Annotated in this window: 15 protein-coding genes; 9 read left to right on the top strand and 6 right to left on the bottom strand. The window is 53.7% G+C overall.

The features are described from left to right. Nucleotides 1–93: 93 nt before the first annotated feature. Nucleotides 94–543 (top strand): HIT family protein, encoded by a 450-nt coding sequence (locus E9531_RS12005; RefSeq protein WP_136574004.1) that lies wholly within the window; start codon nucleotides 94–96, stop codon nucleotides 541–543. Between the two features lie 40 nt (nucleotides 544–583). Here E9531_RS12005 and E9531_RS12000 read toward each other — a convergent pair whose 3' ends face one another. Together E9531_RS12000 and E9531_RS11995 are read right to left on the bottom strand one after the other, a co-directional pair. After that, nucleotides 584–1,498 carry a BMP family ABC transporter substrate-binding protein gene (locus E9531_RS12000; RefSeq protein WP_136574003.1) on the bottom strand — a complete coding sequence of 305 codons (915 nt, stop codon included), beginning with the start codon at nucleotides 1,496–1,498 and terminating at the stop codon, nucleotides 584–586. A 50-nt stretch (nucleotides 1,499–1,548) separates the two neighbouring features. Further along, a complete protein-coding gene (locus E9531_RS11995) occupies nucleotides 1,549–2,517 on the bottom strand; it encodes a Bug family tripartite tricarboxylate transporter substrate binding protein (protein WP_136574002.1) in 969 nt (322 codons plus the stop codon). Nucleotides 2,518–2,863: 346 nt separating this feature from the next. On the opposite strand from E9531_RS11995, the gene E9531_RS11990 reads away from it, so the two are divergent. Genes E9531_RS11990 through mmsB form a run of 7 tightly spaced genes read left to right on the top strand, consistent with a single transcriptional unit; the run spans nucleotide 2,864 to nucleotide 8,125 of the window. After that, nucleotides 2,864–4,387 (top strand): CoA-acylating methylmalonate-semialdehyde dehydrogenase, encoded by a 1,524-nt coding sequence (locus E9531_RS11990; RefSeq protein WP_136574001.1) that lies wholly within the window; start codon nucleotides 2,864–2,866, stop codon nucleotides 4,385–4,387. Between the two features lie 33 nt (nucleotides 4,388–4,420). Continuing rightward, the gene (locus E9531_RS11985) at nucleotides 4,421–4,735 is read left to right on the top strand and encodes a YdhR family protein (protein WP_136574000.1); all 315 of its coding nucleotides are present in this window, start codon (nucleotides 4,421–4,423) and stop codon (nucleotides 4,733–4,735) included. Further along, nucleotides 4,713–5,096: a lysozyme inhibitor LprI family protein gene (locus E9531_RS11980; RefSeq protein WP_158291778.1), complete on the top strand. Its 384-nt coding sequence runs from the start codon at nucleotides 4,713–4,715 to the stop codon at nucleotides 5,094–5,096. The genes E9531_RS11985 and E9531_RS11980 overlap by 23 nt, the downstream gene beginning before the upstream one ends. A gap of 47 nt (nucleotides 5,097–5,143) precedes the next feature. Continuing rightward, nucleotides 5,144–6,304, top strand: a complete 1,161-nt coding sequence (locus E9531_RS11975) for an acyl-CoA dehydrogenase family protein (protein WP_136573998.1) — start codon at nucleotides 5,144–5,146, stop codon at nucleotides 6,302–6,304. 25 nt (nucleotides 6,305–6,329) lie between these two features. Continuing rightward, nucleotides 6,330–6,764 carry a TfoX/Sxy family protein gene (locus E9531_RS11970; protein WP_136573997.1) on the top strand — a complete coding sequence of 145 codons (435 nt, stop codon included), beginning with the start codon at nucleotides 6,330–6,332 and terminating at the stop codon, nucleotides 6,762–6,764. Next, the gene (crcB, locus tag E9531_RS11965; protein WP_136573996.1) at nucleotides 6,761–7,183 is read left to right on the top strand and encodes a fluoride efflux transporter CrcB; all 423 of its coding nucleotides are present in this window, start codon (nucleotides 6,761–6,763) and stop codon (nucleotides 7,181–7,183) included. Before E9531_RS11970 ends, crcB begins: the two co-directional genes overlap by 4 nt. Nucleotides 7,184–7,228: 45 nt before the next feature. Then, nucleotides 7,229–8,125, top strand: coding sequence for a 3-hydroxyisobutyrate dehydrogenase (mmsB, locus tag E9531_RS11960; protein ID WP_136573995.1), 897 nt, complete (start codon nucleotides 7,229–7,231; stop codon nucleotides 8,123–8,125). A 146-nt stretch (nucleotides 8,126–8,271) separates the two neighbouring features. Here the strand turns inward: mmsB and E9531_RS11955 are convergent, their stop codons facing one another. The 4 genes from E9531_RS11955 to serA all read right to left on the bottom strand — a co-directional run bounded on the left by E9531_RS11955 (nucleotide 8,272) and on the right by serA (nucleotide 15,018). Continuing rightward, nucleotides 8,272–10,578 (bottom strand): NADP-dependent malic enzyme, encoded by a 2,307-nt coding sequence (locus E9531_RS11955; protein ID WP_136573994.1) that lies wholly within the window; start codon nucleotides 10,576–10,578, stop codon nucleotides 8,272–8,274. 103 nt (nucleotides 10,579–10,681) lie between these two features. Next, nucleotides 10,682–12,370 carry a 2-isopropylmalate synthase gene (leuA, locus tag E9531_RS11950; protein WP_136574034.1) on the bottom strand — a complete coding sequence of 563 codons (1,689 nt, stop codon included), beginning with the start codon at nucleotides 12,368–12,370 and terminating at the stop codon, nucleotides 10,682–10,684. A 277-nt stretch (nucleotides 12,371–12,647) separates the two neighbouring features. Then, on the bottom strand, nucleotides 12,648–13,475 hold the full coding sequence (gene pssA, locus E9531_RS11945) for a CDP-diacylglycerol--serine O-phosphatidyltransferase (RefSeq protein ID WP_136573993.1): 828 nt from the start codon (nucleotides 13,473–13,475) through the stop codon (nucleotides 12,648–12,650). Nucleotides 13,476–13,788: 313 nt separating this feature from the next. Beyond that, nucleotides 13,789–15,018: a phosphoglycerate dehydrogenase gene (gene serA / locus E9531_RS11940; RefSeq protein ID WP_136573992.1), complete on the bottom strand. Its 1,230-nt coding sequence runs from the start codon at nucleotides 15,016–15,018 to the stop codon at nucleotides 13,789–13,791. A 494-nt stretch (nucleotides 15,019–15,512) separates the two neighbouring features. Here serA and E9531_RS11935 point away from each other — a divergent pair, with 494 nt between their 5' ends. After that, the gene (locus tag E9531_RS11935) at nucleotides 15,513–17,519 is read left to right on the top strand and encodes a DEAD/DEAH box helicase (RefSeq protein ID WP_136573991.1); all 2,007 of its coding nucleotides are present in this window, start codon (nucleotides 15,513–15,515) and stop codon (nucleotides 17,517–17,519) included. The last annotated feature ends 59 nt before the right edge of the window (nucleotides 17,520–17,578 follow it).

Genomic DNA, 17,578 nt, shown 5'->3' with positions numbered 1-17,578 from the left:
CAGTCCAGTAGGTGACGGCCTTATCAGCCCCCACGAATGCCATTAGCGCACAATGCATGCTTTATCTTCACCCTGAATAAGGAACGCGTTGATATGCCCGCATTTGTTGATACCTCACCACCGGGCGTTTGCATTTTCTGCAAACTGGTCGCTGGAGAGATCCCTTCTGCAAAAGTGTACGAGGATGATCTGGTTGTGGCTTTTATGGATTTAGGCCAAGTCACACCGGGGCATGTTTTGGTCGCCAGCAAGCGCCATGCACAAGACTTGTTTGAACTCACGCCACAAGAATGCGCACGAGTCATGCAGGTAAGCCAAATGATCGCAACCGCGCAGCAACAAGTTTTTGCCCCCTCTGGCTTGACGCTTCTGCAAGCCAATGGCCACGATGGCGGACAAACCGTATTCCACTTCCACATGCACGTAGTGCCGCGCCATGCTGATGATGGCATTCATTTGACTTGGCCGCGCAAGGAGCCTGGGGCCCAGGCTCTTTTAGACTATGCCCAGCGCATTCAAGCAGCTTTGCCTGCGGCAAGTTAATTGGCCCCTACTTAGAATGCGTCTACCAATTCTCTGTCCGTCAATCCAGCAGCAATTCGTCGCCTTGCCAGTCGGTCTGCACTTGTAACGCTCCTGAGGTGATCTGCGCATGCCAGTAGTCTATGGCCTCGCGAGCAGGCGGAGCAACTGAGCTTGCCAGCGCAAGCCGCACCCATTGCGGCTGCTCTAACCCCACTCTGACCTGCTGCCCTAGCGGCAAGTTGTCGTTGGCATAATCTTCAATCGCTTGCTGCACCAAACGGCCAGAATCGGCCACTGCTGAGGCGAGAAACTGCCCAGGACTGCGCTCCACCCAGTCAAACACGTTGCCAATATGCGCAGCGCCCCATCGCGCACATGCACGCACCAAGCCAGCACGTCCACCATCAATCATGGCAAACACAACATCGGCACCACTCGCAAACAGGGCATCTGCATACCGTTCAGTCAATGCTGCGTCGTGCTGATCCCCTGTGAAGGTCGTTACATAGTCTCGCCCCCCTGCTGTTTGGTAGCCATGCAAAAATGCAGCACGCCCTTTCAGGCCAGGAAGCACTTTCTCGCCTGAAAGATGGGCTACTTTTGCAGAACGCGTGGTATGCGCAGCCAAAACCCCAGCCAAAAAAGCACTGTGTTCCTGCAGCACTTCATAGCCGGCCACATTGGGAGCTTGCACATGGCCTTGTGTGATGGCAAATGGCACATGTGACACATCGGCCAACACCGCAGTTAACGGCGCAACACCTTGCCCCCCATGCAGAACAACTACACCATGCGCATCCAAGGCAATCTGGCGTAACTGAGCCGCTCTTGCTGCTGCATCGCCCTGCACCCAGTGAACCTGTGCTGCATGGCCTAATGCCTGAGCCCGCGCAACACCGTCCAAGGCCGCGCCGTTAAAGCCCCCTTGACCTGGAGGGCCAAACAACACCACTTCAGCTTGCGTAGCAGCCATACATGTCTCCAACAACTACTTGTTTCATCGTCAACCCTGCCCATTCACTATTAAATCGTTGCCCCTGTGGCTCGCACCACGGGGGCCCAAGCTTCGTATTGTTGCCGCACAAATTCAGCAAACTGCGCCCGAGTTTGCTCCTCCAGCACAAAGCCTTGCGCCTGCAATTGCTCTTGCACCTCTGGTATGGCCAAGGCTTGTGTGAATGCTTGGTGCAAACGCACGGCGATAGCCTCAGGCAACCCTGCAGGGGCCGACACGCCAACATAGTTGTCTGCCACCAACTGTGGATAGCCCAATTCCACCACAGTCGGCAAGTCTGGGGCCTGTGCTACACGGTCTTTGGAAGTGACAGCCAGCAGCCGCACGCGACCATCCTTAGCCAAAGGTAGATTTTGGGGCAAAGCGTCAATCGCAAACAAAATCTGCCCGCCCAGCAAATCTGAACGCATTTGCCCCGCCCCTTTGTAGGGTACATGCAGCAAATCGGTGCCTGTAGACTTAGCAAATTGTTCGCCCACGATGTGCGCTACTGATGCCGATCCGCCACTGCCAAATGGTGTTGGACCTTTTTGCGAGCGCAACCAATCGAGCAATTGCGCAAAATTCTCTACAGGAACCGAGGGGTGTACGGCAAATACAGTCGGTACAGCGCCCACATAGGCTAGATGGGAGAAGCTTTTGACCGGATCATATGGAGGCGCTTGCATCAAGGTGGGCGAAATACTCAGCGGCGCAGAATTGGACATGAGCAAGGTGTAGCCATCGGCTTTGGCTTCTGCGACATGCCGAGCCCCAATGACTGATGCACCTCCGGGCTTGTTATCAATGACCACGGACTGCCCCAATATGGTGGCCACATGAGGAGCCAGCAACCGCGCAGCCACATCGCTGGAGCCCCCAGGCGGAAACGTGACCACTAAACGAATAGGCGCATCTGGCCAATTGGCTTCGCCTGCATAAGCCCATGGCCCTGCAAAAGACAGGGCCGTCAATGATAGAAATGTTCGTCTTTGCATGCCTTAATCTCCAAAGCGCAAACAAGCTATTTTGCGCACATTGATAGATGTGCATGGCATTAGCTCATACACATTGGAGATAAAACTGTATGCAAACTACATGCCACACTGCAGCCAGTTTTCTCAACACCAAAGTTGGGCTCAACGCATAGGTACACCATGCCTATCCATGCCCATTAATCTGCAAAAATACAAAGACATGCTGCATCAAACCCTATTTACGCAATAAATTTGCACAGTAAGATAAGGGGAAAATTGGCTCACGTGCACCAACAATGCACGCTACGCACTAAACAAGGCAGCCATATGGCCGCTCAAACATGACATTCAACTTCAGGAGACAAACATGAACGCCATCAGCGAACAAGGCCTCAAAGCGCCTACCGTCAAACTGCTCATTAACGGCCAGTTCATCGAATCCAAAACCACCGAATGGCGTGAAGTCATCAACCCTGCTACGCAAGAAGTGTTGGCCCGTGTGCCGTTTGCGACGCAAGAAGAAATCGATGCAGCGGTGGCCAGCGCCAAAGAAGCATTCAAAACGTGGAAGAAAACCCCCATTGGTGCGCGTGCCCGCATTTTCTTGAAACTGCAACAGCTCATCCGTGAAAACATGGGCGAGTTGGCTGCGCTGCTGACGGCCGAGCAAGGCAAAACATTGCCGGATGCCGAAGGCGATGTGTTCCGTGGTTTGGAAGTGGTGGAGCACGCTGCCTCCATCGGCAACCTGCAATTAGGTGAGCTGGCCAACAACGTGGCCAACGGTGTCGACACATACACGCTGCTGCAACCGCTGGGCGTTTGCGCAGGCATTACACCTTTCAACTTCCCTGCGATGATCCCGCTGTGGATGTTCCCTATGGCGATTGCCACCGGCAACACCTTCGTGCTCAAGCCTTCTGAGCAAGACCCGATCGTGACGATGCGCCTGTGTGAACTGGCATTAGAAGCCGGTATCCCGGCCGGTGTGCTGAACGTGATTCACGGTGGTGAAAACGCCGTGAATGCCATTTGCGACCACAAAGACATCAAAGCGATTTCGTTTGTGGGCTCCACTAAAGTGGGCACACACGTGTACAACCGTGCCTCACTGGCCGGCAAGCGCGTGCAGTGCATGATGGGCGCGAAAAACCACGCCATCGTCTTGCCAGATGCGAACAAAGAACAAACCCTGAACGCGATTGCCGGTGCCTCTTTTGGTGCCGCTGGTCAGCGTTGCATGGCCTTACCAGTCGTCGTTCTGGTGGGCGAAGCGCAAAAGTGGATTCCTGATCTGGTTGCCAAAGCCAAAACATTGAAAGTGGGCGGAGGTACTGAAAAAGGCACGGATGTCGGTCCGCTGATTTCTTGCGCAGCGCGTGAGCGTGTGGAAAGCCTGATTGAGCGTGGCATTGCCGATGGCGCCAAACTGGAACTCGACGGCCGCAAACCACAGTTGGCTGGTGATTACGCAAAAGGCAACTTCGTAGGCCCAACCATTTTCTCGGGTGTGAAGCCCGGCATGTCGATTTACGACATCGAGATTTTCGGCCCTGTGTTGGCCTTGGTGCCTGCTGCCGATCTGGACGAAGCGATCTCCTTCATCAACGACAACCCGAACGGCAACGGCACGGCCATCTTCACCCAATCAGGGGCCGCTGCGCACAAGTTCCAAGAGGATATTGACGTGGGTCAGGTCGGGATCAACGTGCCAATTCCTGTGCCAGTGCCTTTGTTCTCTTTCAGTGGTTCACGCGCTTCCAAACTCGGCGATCTGGGCCCTTACGGCAAGCAAGTGGTGTTGTTCTACACCCAAACCAAAACCGTGACATCACGCTGGTTTGACGACAACTCCACCGGTACGCTGAACACCACCATCAGCTTGAAATAAGCGTCGAATACCCTTTTGCACAAGGAGTTGCGCATGATCACCACAATCACCACGTTTGTGTTGCCCAAGCCCATCGCCTTGCAAGAGGCCAAAGCCATCTTCCTCAGCACGGCACCGAAGTACCAAGCCGTCCCCGGCTTGCTGCGCAAGTGCTATGTGTTGTCTGAAGATGGCCAAACCGCTGGCGGCGTTTACCTCTGGCAGCGCCGCGAAGATGCTGAGGCGATGTATACCGATGCTTGGCGCGCGTTCGTACGTGAGAAATACCAGACTGAGCCGCAAGTGGTCTATTTCAACACCCCTGTGCTGGTGGACAATGGGACGCATGAAATCCTCACAGACGATTAAAGCGGCTACCCTGCTCTTCGTTTTATGTGCCATCGGCTGGGTGCATGCACAGCCGCCATCAACCGCCCACTGCACGGCGCAGACTTGTACCTTGCAGGACTTTGAAGCGGTGCGCGATGCCACAGAAGTCATGTACGGCGATGTGTTGTTGGTTCTCTCTGCCCACGAACGCCCTGCCTTGCGCAGCAATCAAAATGAATGGCGCCGCGCAGCGCGTGCGCACTGCAACCAAACCGCGCCTGCAGGTGCCGATTTGCAAGCAACGAATGCCAGTGCGCACCACGCCTGCATGATTGCGCAAGATATGCAGCGCCGCCAACAAATCAGACATTGGCTGATGAATGGTTACAGCGTTGACTGATCTTGCCCCGTCACCACAGATACAACAGGAAATAACAGGAGACACCCGTGAATTTTGAGCCCACCGAAGACCAACTAGCGTTTGCTGAAACCGCCCGTGCATTCGCGCAAGCCGAACTGGCACCATTCGCTGCGCAATGGGATGAAGAAGGCCACTTCCCCAAAGAAACCATTGCCAAAGCGGGGGAACTGGGCTTTTGCGGGTTGTATTCGCCAGAAGATATTGGCGGTTTGGCGCTGCCGCGACTCGATGCCACTTTTGTATTTGAAGAGTTGGCCGCGATTGACCCATCCACCACCGCTTTCATCACCATCCACAATATGGCGACGTGGATGATTGGCACTTGGGGCGGCGATGCCGTCAAAGCCGAATGGGGCGAAGCCCTGACCAGTGGGAAAAAACTGGCCTCCTATTGTTTGACAGAACCGGGCGCTGGCTCAGACGCAGCCTCACTCAAAACCCGCGCAGAGCTGCAAGGCAACGAATACGTGCTCAATGGCAGCAAAGCCTTTATCTCAGGCGCAGGCAGCACCGACGTATTGGTGGTCATGGCTCGATCAGGCGGTGCTGGGGCCTCTGGCGTTTCGGCCTTTGTTGTCCCTGCCAATGCCGAAGGCATCACCTACGGCAAGAAAGAACAAAAAATGGGCTGGAACAGCCAGCCCACCCGCACCATCAGCTTTGACAATGTGCGCATTCCCGCACACAACCTGTTGGGCCAAGAAGGCGAAGGTTTCAAAATCGCCATGAAAGGCTTGGATGGTGGCCGCATCAATATCGCCACGTGCTCAGTGGGTGCTGCGCAAGGCGCATTAGCACAGGCACAACGCTATATCCAAGAGCGCCAGCAATTCGGCAAAGCAATTGCCACGTTCCAAGCCCTGCAATTCAAATTGGCGGACATGGCCACCGAACTGGTCGCCGCCCGCCAAATGGTGCGCTTGGCCGCCAGCAAGCTCGATCGCCAAGACCCCAACGCCACCACTTACTGCGCAATGGCCAAACGCTTGGCCACCGACTTGGGCTTTCAAGTCTGCAATGAGGCGCTGCAACTACACGGCGGTTACGGCTACATCAAAGAATACCCGCTGGAGCGACTGCTGCGCGATGCCCGCGTGCACCAAATTCTGGAAGGCACGAACGAAATCATGCGCGTCATCATTGCGCGCCGCATGCTCGATGGTGATGCGCCGGATGTGATTCGTTAACCCCCCAGCTCAATCAGCACCCGCTATGCCCGCCCGCCCACTTGCCCCCGAAACGCTGCACTTGATTGATGCAGTGCGCGATGCCTTGATCGACTATACCGACGTGGAAGAAAAATCCATGTTCGGCTGCTATGTGTTTATGGTCAACGGCAAGCTGTGCTTGGGTGTAGAAAATGATGAACTGCTGGTGCGCCTCCCGCCCTCCACCCATGCCGAAGTGGCCGAAACCGCCGGTGTGCGCCCACTATCGAGCAAAGGAGGGATGGATGGCTACTTCTTCATCAGCCCCGTGGCGTATGCCACACGCACGGCATGGCAACACTGGATTGGCAGCGCCTTGGCATTTAATCCGTTAGCCAAAGCCAGCCCCAAACGCAAGAAAAACATGGCCGCGAAACCCGTGGACGACACCCCCACGCCACAGCGTCAATCAGCAACTGCGCAGAAAGGGATCGAATGAGCATCCCGATCACGTTCACTGGTGTGGCATTGGTCGCGATAGGTGGTGCCTTTGGCTCCGTGGCTCGTTACGCCATAAGCGGCACGGTAACCCAGTGGCTGCAAACGATCGCTCCTGCCACACGCTTTCCCTGGCACACGTGGTCCATTAATTTGCTGGGGTGCTTGATCATGGGCGTGATGGCTGGCTTTGCCTTGCGCCATGACTGGCTCAACCAATCCATGCGCCTGCTTCTGATGACCGGCTTGATGGGCGGCTTCACCACCTTCTCTGCGTTTGGCCTGGAAGCACTGGATCTGGTACTGCAGAAACACTGGAGCACGGCACTGGCCTACACGCTCAGCAGCGTGGTTCTGGGTGTGCTGGCAGTCGCTATTGGTCTTTTTCTCAGCTCTGGCAGCTTATCTCTGCAGCGTTGAATCTCTTTCCCTCATTACAAACACCATTCCTATCAGGAGACATTCATGAAAATCGCATTTATCGGCTTGGGCAACATGGGCAGCGGTATGGCTTTGAACCTGCATAAAGCGGGGCACGAAGTCACGGGCTTTGACTTGTCAGAAGCGGCCAAAAAGCACCATGCAGAACAAGGCATTCGGATCGCAGCTTCTGCACATGAAGCTGCGCAAGGCGCAGAAGTCATCGTGACCATGTTGCCCGCCAGTCAACACGTAGAAGGCTTGTTCATCGGCACCGCAGAGCACCCCGGCGTACTAGAACAGTTACCTGCTGGCACTTTGATTATTGATAGCTCCACCATTGCCGCAGATACCGCACGCAAAGTCGGCGCAGCAGCAGCAGCCAAAGGCGTGGACTTTATTGATGCGCCAGTCTCAGGCGGCACAGCAGGTGCGGCCGCTGGCACATTGACCTTCATGGTCGGCGGTAGCGATGCGGCTTTAGCCCGGGCCAAACCCTTGCTCGAGAAAATGGGCAAAAACATCTTCCACGCAGGCGATGTCGGCGCAGGGCAAACCGCAAAAATCTGCAACAACATGCTGCTGGGCATTCAAATGATCGGCACCAGCGAAGCCTTAGCGCTCGGTATTGCCAATGGTTTGGATCCCAAAGTGCTGTCCGAAATCATGCGTCGCAGCTCCGGCGGCAACTGGACTTTGGAGGTTTACAACCCCGTGCCAGGCGTACAAGAAGCCTCTGCTGCCACTCGCGGCTACACCGGTGGTTTCGGTACCGACTTGATGCTCAAAGACTTAGGGTTAGCGCTGGAAAATGCGGTGACTGCGAAAGCCTCTACCCCATTAGGCGCCTTGGCTCGCAGCATCTACGCTGCGCATAGCCTGAGCGGCCGTGGTGGTGAAGACTTCTCCAGCGTCATCAAGCTGCTACAAAAAAATAACTGATCCACAACGAATCATTTGCATTGTTGAACGCCTCAAGCAATCGAACTGAATTGCTTGAGGCGTTTTTTTTGCCCATGCTGAAATATGGCATCCGCCTACTCTGCGTTCATTAACCGAATCGTAGGCAGTGATACAACCAGCAATGCTTAAACGGCATTGCCCGTACTGACATTGGCAGCGGCTAACGCCGACATATTGACAATGCGGCGCACAGTTGCTGATGGCGTCAGGATATGGGCAGATGCGGCTGCTCCCATCAAAATCGGGCCAATGGTCGTGCCGTGTGCACTGACTTCTTTCAATACATTGAAGAGAATGTTGGCAGAGTCCAGATTCGGGCAGATCAGAATGTTGGCATCATCGCTCAGTGCGTTGTCCAATAGATTGCGGTTGCGGACATCTGCAGACAAAGCAGCATCGCCGTGCATTTCACCATCACATTCGATTTCAGGGAAGCGCTCCTTGAACAACTCTGTAGCTCGGCGCATTTTCAGCGCGCTAGGCCGGCTGGATGAGCCGAAGTTTGAATGCGAAAGAAATGCTACTTTAGGAGGCAAACCAAAACGCTGGACTTCACGCACCGCCATTTGTGCAATCGACACCAAACCCTCTGGATCAGGATCTTCGTGGATGTATGTATCTGCAACAAACAGCGTACGTTCATCCAAAATCAGAGCATTGATGGTGGCCAAACCTTCTGAGTCATTCTGGATACCGATGATGTCATTGATACGGCGCAGGTGATTATCGAAACGACCAATCATGCCGCACAACATAGCATCAGCATCTCCCAGATGAATCATCAGCGCCGCAATGATGGTGTTGGAGCGGCGAACTGCTGTTTTAGCCGCTTCAGGCGTCACGCCATTACGGCCCATCAGCTTGTGGTAGGCCTCCCAATACTGGCGAAAACGCGGATCGTCTTCTGGGTTGACATTTTCTACGTCTTTGCCCAATTGAATACGCAATCCTGCACGTTTAATCCGCTCTGCAATAACAGCGGGACGGCCAATCAGAATCGGCTTGGCCAAGCCATCGTCAACCACCGCCTGAACAGCGCGCAACACGCGCTCATCTTCGCCTTCTGCATACGCAATGCGGCGTAAATTGGCCTTGGCCGCTTGGAACACCGGCTTCATGAACATGCCGGTTTGGTAGACAAAGCGTTGCAAACTATCGCGATAGGCTGCAATGTCTTCAATTGGCCGAGTTGCAGCGCCTGACTTGGCGGCAGCTTCTGCCACAGCAGGGGCAATGCGCAAAATCAAGCGGCCATCAAACGGCGTAGGGATCAGGTAATCAGGGCCAAAGCTCAGCTCTTTGCCTGCGTACGCGGCGGCCACTTCATCACTGGCCTCCTCTTTGGCCAATGCGGCAATTTCATGCACGCAGGCCAGCTTCATTTCCTCTGTGATTTTGGTGGCACCACAATCGAGTGCACCACGGAAAATGTAGGGGAAGCACAGCACGTTATTGACCTGATTGGGGTAGTCAGAACGTCCAGTGGCAATGATCACGTCAGGGCGAACCGCTTTGGCCAGCTCTGGTCGAATTTCAGGTTCCGGGTTCGCCAGAGCCAACACAATTGGCTTGTCAGCCATGGTTTTGAGCATATCGGCTGTCAAGACACCTGGCGCCGAGCAACCGAGGAACACGTCAGCACCATTGACAATGTCAGCCAACGTACGGGCCTCTGTAGTATGGGCAAAACGTGCTTTGGATGGATCAAGGTTCTCGCGCCCGGAATGGATCACGCCTTTGGAATCAGCTACGAATACATTTTCATGGCGCACCCCCAAACCGATCATGACATTGATACACGCAATGGCAGCAGCACCAGCACCGGATACGGCCACTTTGACCTGGTCAATTTGCTTGCCAACCAACTCCAAACCATTGATCAACGCAGCAGAAGAAATAATGGCTGTGCCGTGCTGGTCGTCGTGGAACACCGGGATGTTCATGCGCTTGGAGAGCTCTTGCTCAATATAAAAACACTCAGGCGCCTTAATGTCCTCGAGGTTGATCCCCCCCAACGTTGGTTCAAGGGCTGCAATGATCTCAACGAGCTTATCCGGGTCGCGCTCAGCCAGTTCAATGTCAAACACATCAACGCCAGCGAATTTTTTGAACAGGCAGCCTTTGCCTTCCATAACGGGTTTACCTGCCAGTGGGCCGATGTCCCCCAAACCAAGCACAGCCGTACCATTGGTAATCACCCCTACCAAGTTACCGCGCGAAGTGTATTCAGCCGCCTTGGATGGGTCAGCCTGAATATCGAGACAAGGGTAGGCAACCCCTGGTGAATACGCCAAAGACAAATCACGTTGGTTTGACAGTGGTTTCGTCGGTTTGACAGATATCTTCCCCTTGCTGGGAAAGGCATGGTATTCCCTGGCAGCAGCGCGTAGCGCTTGTTCTGCATCAGACAGAGTGTGATTGGAATTTGTCATCTTGGATCTTTTTCAATGGAAACTAAAAGCGCACAACACAAAAAACGAATGCTTGGCAAACTGCCTATTGACGCAGTTTTGCCAAGCATTGGGAGAGTATAAATTACGCTGTTGCAGCTGGTTCTTGCACGATTGTCAGTTGAGCCAAATCAACGCCAGCGCGCTCAATACCTGAAAGAATGGCCTTGATGGATGCCGTCACGATGTTGGGGTTTTGGCCCACGCCCCACACACGGGCGCCATCAACATCAACCTCGACATAGGCCATCGCCTGCGCGCCTGCACCGCCGCCAATGGCATGCTCTGCATAGTCGAGCACTTGTACAGATTTTCCGGTGGCTTTTGTCATCGCATCAATGAACGCCTCGATGGGCCCAGAACCCTGCCCTTGCACAGCAGCGCCGGCAGTCCCCTTGCGGATGGTGGCCTCAATGGTTGTGGTTGCGCCATCACCACCAAGTTGGTATGCAGGAGCGGCCTCATCCAAGTGGTATTCCTGCTGGAAAATAGCCCAAATGTCCTTGGCGCTCATCTCGGCACCTTCTGCATCCATGGCTTTTTGCACTACTTGGCTGAATTCAATTTGCAATTTGCGCGGCAATGCAACTTTGTATTCACTCTCGAGCAAATAGGAAATACCGCCTTTACCAGACTGGCTGTTGACTCGAATCACCGCCTCGTAGCTGCGCCCCAGATCTTTCGGGTCGATTGGCAAATAAGGCATGTCCCAAATCTCGCCTTCTTGACGTGCATTGAAAGCTTTTTTGATCGCGTCTTGGTGCGAGCCAGAGAACGATGTGAAGACCAACTCACCGACATACGGGTGGCGCGGATGTACCGGCAATTGGTTACAGTGCTCCACGGTGCGCTTGATTTCATCAATATTGGAAAAGTCCAACTCGGGGTCAACACCTTGAATGTACATATTCAAAGCCACATTCACGATATCAAGATTGCCTGTGCGTTCACCATTGCCAAACAGGCAACCTTCCAAACGATCGGCTCCGGCCATCAAAGCCAACTCAGCAGTGGCAGTGCCTGTACCGCGATCGTTATGTGGATGTACGGATAAAACGATCGAGTCACGGCGCTCCAAATGGCGATGCGACCATTCAATCATGTCTGCAAAAATATTGGGGGTCGAGTGCTCCACCGTTGTGGGCAAATTGATGATGCACTTGTTCTCTGGCGTTGGTTGCCATACGGCAGTCACGGCATCGACCACGCGCTTACTGAATTCCAACTCCGTATCGGAATACATCTCCGGCGAATACTGAAATGTCCACTGCGTCTCTGGCTGCTTGGCTGCAAGCTCCTTGAACAACTGGGCATTCTTGGTTGCCAACTGCACAATTTCATCTTCAGACATGCCCAACACAACCTTGCGCATGACAGGAGCAGTGGCGTTGTAGAGGTGAACAATCGCCTTGGGAACGCCCTGCAGTGCTTCAAAAGTCCGGTGAATCAAGTGGTCGCGCGCTTGAGTAAGCACTTGCACAGTCACATCATCTGGAATCAAGTTCTCATCAATCAAGCGTCGTGTGAAATCAAACTCAACTTGCGACGCCGATGGAAAACCAATTTCAATTTCCTTGAAACCGATCTCAACCAAAGTTTTAAACATACGCAGCTTGCGATCTACATCCATCGGCTCAATCAAGGCTTGGTTGCCGTCGCGCAAATCTACGCTGCACCAGATCGGCGCTTTGGTAATCACAGCATCAGGCCAGGTGCGGTCTTTCAACTTGATAGGAGTAAATGCACGGTATTTTGAGGAAGGGTTCTTCAACATCATGGTCAGATTCCAGTTGCAGTTGGGTTGAATGCTGCCAGTCAAGCCTATGAGCGGCGAGGTCTGTTGGATGCAAATGCAAAACGGCCCGTCGCTTTGTGAGCTTACGGGCCGTTTGAAAGTAGAAAAACTATGCGCGCACTACTTATCTCGCCCGTTGGACGTTGCTAGTAGTGCTAGGGAGAATTTCTGCATCGCGCCAATATAACACAGGCCTGCATCAAGGCAAACAGTGCCCGTATATTTTTTGTTGACTCAACGCACAAAAGTGCATCCCTCACTCGTGCAGGCCTTTTTCATCAGGCTCATTGGTTGATGTACTGATGACGCTGACAGGATGGCCCTTGGCCCGACGATAAATGTAAACAACAAAACCACTGAAGGCATAGGCCACAAAAACGCCAAAAAGCACCAACGGTGGATCAATGTTGATGATCGCGATCACAAGTACCACCAACACCACACTCACAAACGGCACCGAACGCCGTGCGCGCAAGTCCTTGAAACTGTAAAAAGGCAAGTTCGTGACCATGGTAATGCCTGCGTATAAAGTGATGGCAAACATAATCCAAGCCACAGTATTCGTCGATACATACGCATCGTAGCCCCGCCCCTCATCCGTCATTAGCCAAATGAAGCCCGCCACCAGTGCGGCCGCAGAAGGTGATGGCAGGCCTTGAAACCACCGCTTATCGACAACTGAAGTATTGACATTAAAGCGTGCCAAGCGCAGCGCAGCGCAAGCACAGTAAATAAAGGCCGCAATCCAGCCCCATCGGCCAATACCTTGCATGGCCCACTCAAGCGCCACCAAAGCTGGGGCAACACCAAACGACACCATGTCTGAAAGGGAGTCCATCTGCTCACCAAATGCACTCTGCGTTTTGGTCATGCGCGCAACTCGCCCGTCAAGGCTATCGAGGACCATGGCCGCAAAAATGGCCAATGTTGCCAAATCAAACCGCTTGTTCATGGCCATCACAATGGCATAAAAACCGCAGAAAAGTGCTGCCAAAGTCACTGAATTAGGCAACATATAAATCCCCTTGCGGCGCATGCCATTAGGGGAAGATGGAGAAGGTGGACGAGCTTGTGAGTCGTTCATGTACGTTCCAAATGGCCAAGCCGGTGGGGAAAGTGTCTGCGTGAAGCCTGCTGCATTGAAAATCAAATTCAACGTTTTCCTGTTGCTTGCGGAACCTTTGTGAGGCCACAACTGGCAGACCTGCTAACAACGCCAACTCGCGCATTATGGGCCAAGGCTTTTGGCCTACTCAACAAAACCCACTCATCAGGGATTGCAAACCCATGCAAAAACGCCCGACGCAAATGGCATCGGGCGTTTGTTGTTGCGCTGTGGCTGCCAGAGCTACCAGTAGTTACTTGAACAGCCCTGCCATAGCCCCATCAGCACATGATTAAAACAATACACGCGTGCGAACAGTGCCTGGCACATCGCGCAGTTGCTCAATCACTTTAGCTGCACCGCCAGCTTCGGTATCAATCACCACATAACCTACCGCATCATCGGTTTGCAGATACTGCGCTGCAATATTGAGCTTGGCATCAGTAAAGATCTGGTTGATAGCAGACATCACACCAGGAACGTTCTTGTGGATATGCAAGATACGATCGCGCCCTGGGTGAGCAGGCAAAGCCGCCTCTGGGAAGTTCACCGACGTGGTGGTCGTGCCATTGTCTGAATACTTGGCTAATTTCTCTGCCACTTCCAAACCGATATTGGCTTGCGCCTCCATGGTGGAGCCCCCTACGTGCGGGGTCAAAATCACGTTATCCAAGCCACGCAAAGGCGATTGAAACTCGTCTTTATTGGATTTTGGCTCAACGGGGAACACGTCTATAGCGGCACCCAGCAGCTTTTTCGATTTGATCGCTTCAGCCAGCGGATCGATTTCGACCACAGTCCCGCGCGACGCATTGATCAAAATCGCACCATCTTTCATGCTGGCGATCTCTTTGGCGCCAATCATCCACTTTGTGGATGCCAATTCAGGTACATGCAAGGTCACGATATCGCTTTGCGCCAACAAGTCAGGCAAACTCCCCACCTGATGGGCATTGCCCAAAGGCAGCTTGGTCACCACATCGTAGAACACCACATGCATGCCCAGCGACTCCGCCAACACCGAGAGCTGTGAACCGATAGAGCCGTAACCCACGATACCCAAGGTTTTCCCACGGGTTTCAAACGAATTGTTAGCCGATTTAATCCAACCGCCACGGTGGCTTGCGGCATTCTTTTCGGGAATGCCGCGCAACAGCAAAATAATTTCACCCAACACCAATTCAGCTACAGAGCGCGTGTTGGAGTAAGGCGCATTGAATACTGCCACCCCTTTTTGGCGTGCAGCTTGCAAATCAATCTGATTGGTTCCGATGCAAAACGCACCAACAGCCACTAATTTTTGTGCTGCCGCCAAAGCTTCTGCATTCAGCTGTGTGCGTGAGCGAATGCCCAAAAAGTGCACATCAGCAATCTTTTCCTTCAACTCATCACCCTGCAAAGCACCTGGCAATGACTCGATATTGGTGTAACCGGCATTTTTAAGCACATCCACAGCAGATGGATGGATGCCCTCAAGCAGAAGAAATTTGATCTTGCTTTTATCCAGAGATGTTTTGCTCATGATGATTAAGTAAAATTTAACGGCTGTTTAGCCATTTTTGCAAAAACGCGATCATAGCACTGTCAAGCAACTCTTGCAGAACTCAGCCCACTGTTTGGCTAATATAGCCACCGACTCGGCACATGCCGCGAAAACATTCGCAATTGTCACTTGAAATAATCAGCAAAAACCCTGATAATACGTCCTCTCTTCAAAGGTGTGGTTTAAGTTCAACGCCAACAGCGTGAATAAACCAATACCCGGCACACTACCAAGCCGACATTGAAGAGCTTGCACATCTTTCTATCTCACTGGGCTGACAGCGGTAACTTATTGCTCTAACAAGAGCTTAGTTTCCGGATAAGGACTTCCCCAGGTACGCATGAGCGACATTCATTGTTCCGCTCGCCTTGAGTAGCGTACCCGTTTCGTTGGATGGATGATGTTTTTTAATGCATCCGTCCACACACCGGCTTCCTGCCCGGTGTTTAACGGACTTTGTTTTTTCATTTTTCATGTCTACTACTGAAATCAACAGCACGGAATTGCCGTCGCTGGAAACCAACAGCGCGCCTGCGACTGCGACCCCATCCACACCCAACGCCTTTGAACTGCTCGGCCTTGCGCCAGCGCTCGTACAAGCCGTTACTGACATGGGCTACACCACGCCTACTGAAGTGCAAAAGCGCGCAGTCCCACTCGCCATGCGTGGCCAAGGCGTAGGCCCACAAGGCAGCAACTTTACCGATCTGATGGTCTCCAGCCAGACAGGCAGCGGCAAAACCGCAGCCTTTCTACTCCCTGTGCTGGACACATTAATCCGTGCCTATGAAGACGGCAAAGCAGCCGAATGCGCAGCCTTTGACCAACAGGTCGCCGAAGCTCTGGCCCAAGGCCTGCCTGCGCCCAAAAAGCCAAAACGCAAGAATCCGCTGAATCGCCGCTTTGAGCCTGCAGTGCCAGGTGCGTTGGTGCTTTGCCCCACACGCGAATTGGCCATGCAGGTTGCCCGTGACGCAATTGACTTGATGAGCCATTGCCGCGGTGTTCGCATTGCCAACGTAATTGGTGGCCTGCCTTACCCCAAACAAATTGCACAACTGCAAAATGCATCTTTGGTGGTTGCGACTCCCGGTCGCCTGCTGGATTTGCAGCGCAGTGGCCAACTGATTCTGGACAAAGTACAGTTTTTGGTGGTCGACGAAGCCGATCGTATGTTGGACCTTGGCTTTTCAGAAGACCTTGCCGCCATTCACCAACTGACTGAGCAACGCCAACAAACCATGATGTTCAGTGCAACATTTGCGCCACGCATCCAGCAATTGGGCATGCGCGTGATGCACGATGGCGGCAAACACGTGCAGCGCATTGAAGTGGCCAGCGCGCAAGAAAAGCACGCCAACATCACCCAAAAATTGTTCTGGGCGGACAGTGGTGAACACAAGCGCGAACTGCTCGATACATGGTTGCGCGATACACAAATCGACCAAGCGATTGTGTTTGCCAGCACGCAAATTGAGTGTGATGCACTGGCCGAAGACCTCCAACAGGCTAACTTCAGCGCCGTAGCCTTGCATGGCGCTTTGAGCCAAGGCTTGCGCAATCGCCGCTTATCAGCCTTGCGTGATGGACGCGTACAAATTCTGGTCGCAACCGATGTGGCTGCACGCGGCATTGACGTACCGACCATTACGCACGTTTTCAACTATGGCTTGCCCATGAAGTCAGAAGACTACACCCACCGCATTGGCCGTACTGGCCGTGCTGGCCGCGATGGCTTGGCCGTGACGTTTGCTGAATTCAAAGACCGTCGTAAAATTTTCGACATCGAACAATTCACGCGTCAAGAGTTCGAGATTGACGTATTGCCTGGACTAGAGCCGCAACAGCGCATTACCGCATGGCGCCCAAATCCAGCAGGTCGCGGCGGACGCAATGACCGCGGTGGTGATCGTCGAGGTTTCGGCGGAGGTGGCCATGGTCGCCGCTCCGACGGATTCTCAGGTGGTGGGCGTGGCGGTGATCGCGGGGGGCGTCAAGAACCACGCCAATCCTTTGGCGAACCACGCTTTGGTGACCGCTTCGAAGGTAACCGCCCCAACCAACGCAATGACCGGTTCGATCGCGGCAATGACCGCGGTCATTTTTCGCAAGACCGTGATCGCGGCGGTTTTGCACAAGGCCGCCCACAACATGGGGATCGCGTCGAACACGGGGAACGTCAGCATGCAGGCAAACGCCCATTCGGCGGCAACGAAGGCCAACGCGACTTCACCAAAGGCCGTGATAACAAGCCATTCCAGCGCGAAGGCCAACGTGGCGGCGCGTCTGAGCATTGGGAAGGCCGTGAACGCCGTTTCGACCGCAACGACCAAGCTCCTCGCGGTAACAATAGCCCACGTGGCGGCGATCGCTTCAATAGCAGCCGCCCTGAGGGACGCAACAACCACTCAGGCTTTGGCAAGCCCTCCAATACAGGCCCTGCTCGCAACAAGAAAGCACCTTCACGCAACAGCTATTAATCGAAGACTCGATTGAAGGTTCTCCATAAAAAAAACGCGCTATTCAATAGCGCGTTTTT

Source organism: Lampropedia puyangensis (assembly GCF_004833285.1).
Taxonomy (GTDB): Bacteria; Pseudomonadota; Gammaproteobacteria; order Burkholderiales; family Burkholderiaceae_C; genus Lampropedia; species Lampropedia puyangensis.
Note: the sequence above shows the minus strand (reverse complement) of the source record. Positions and strands in the feature narration are given on the sequence as shown.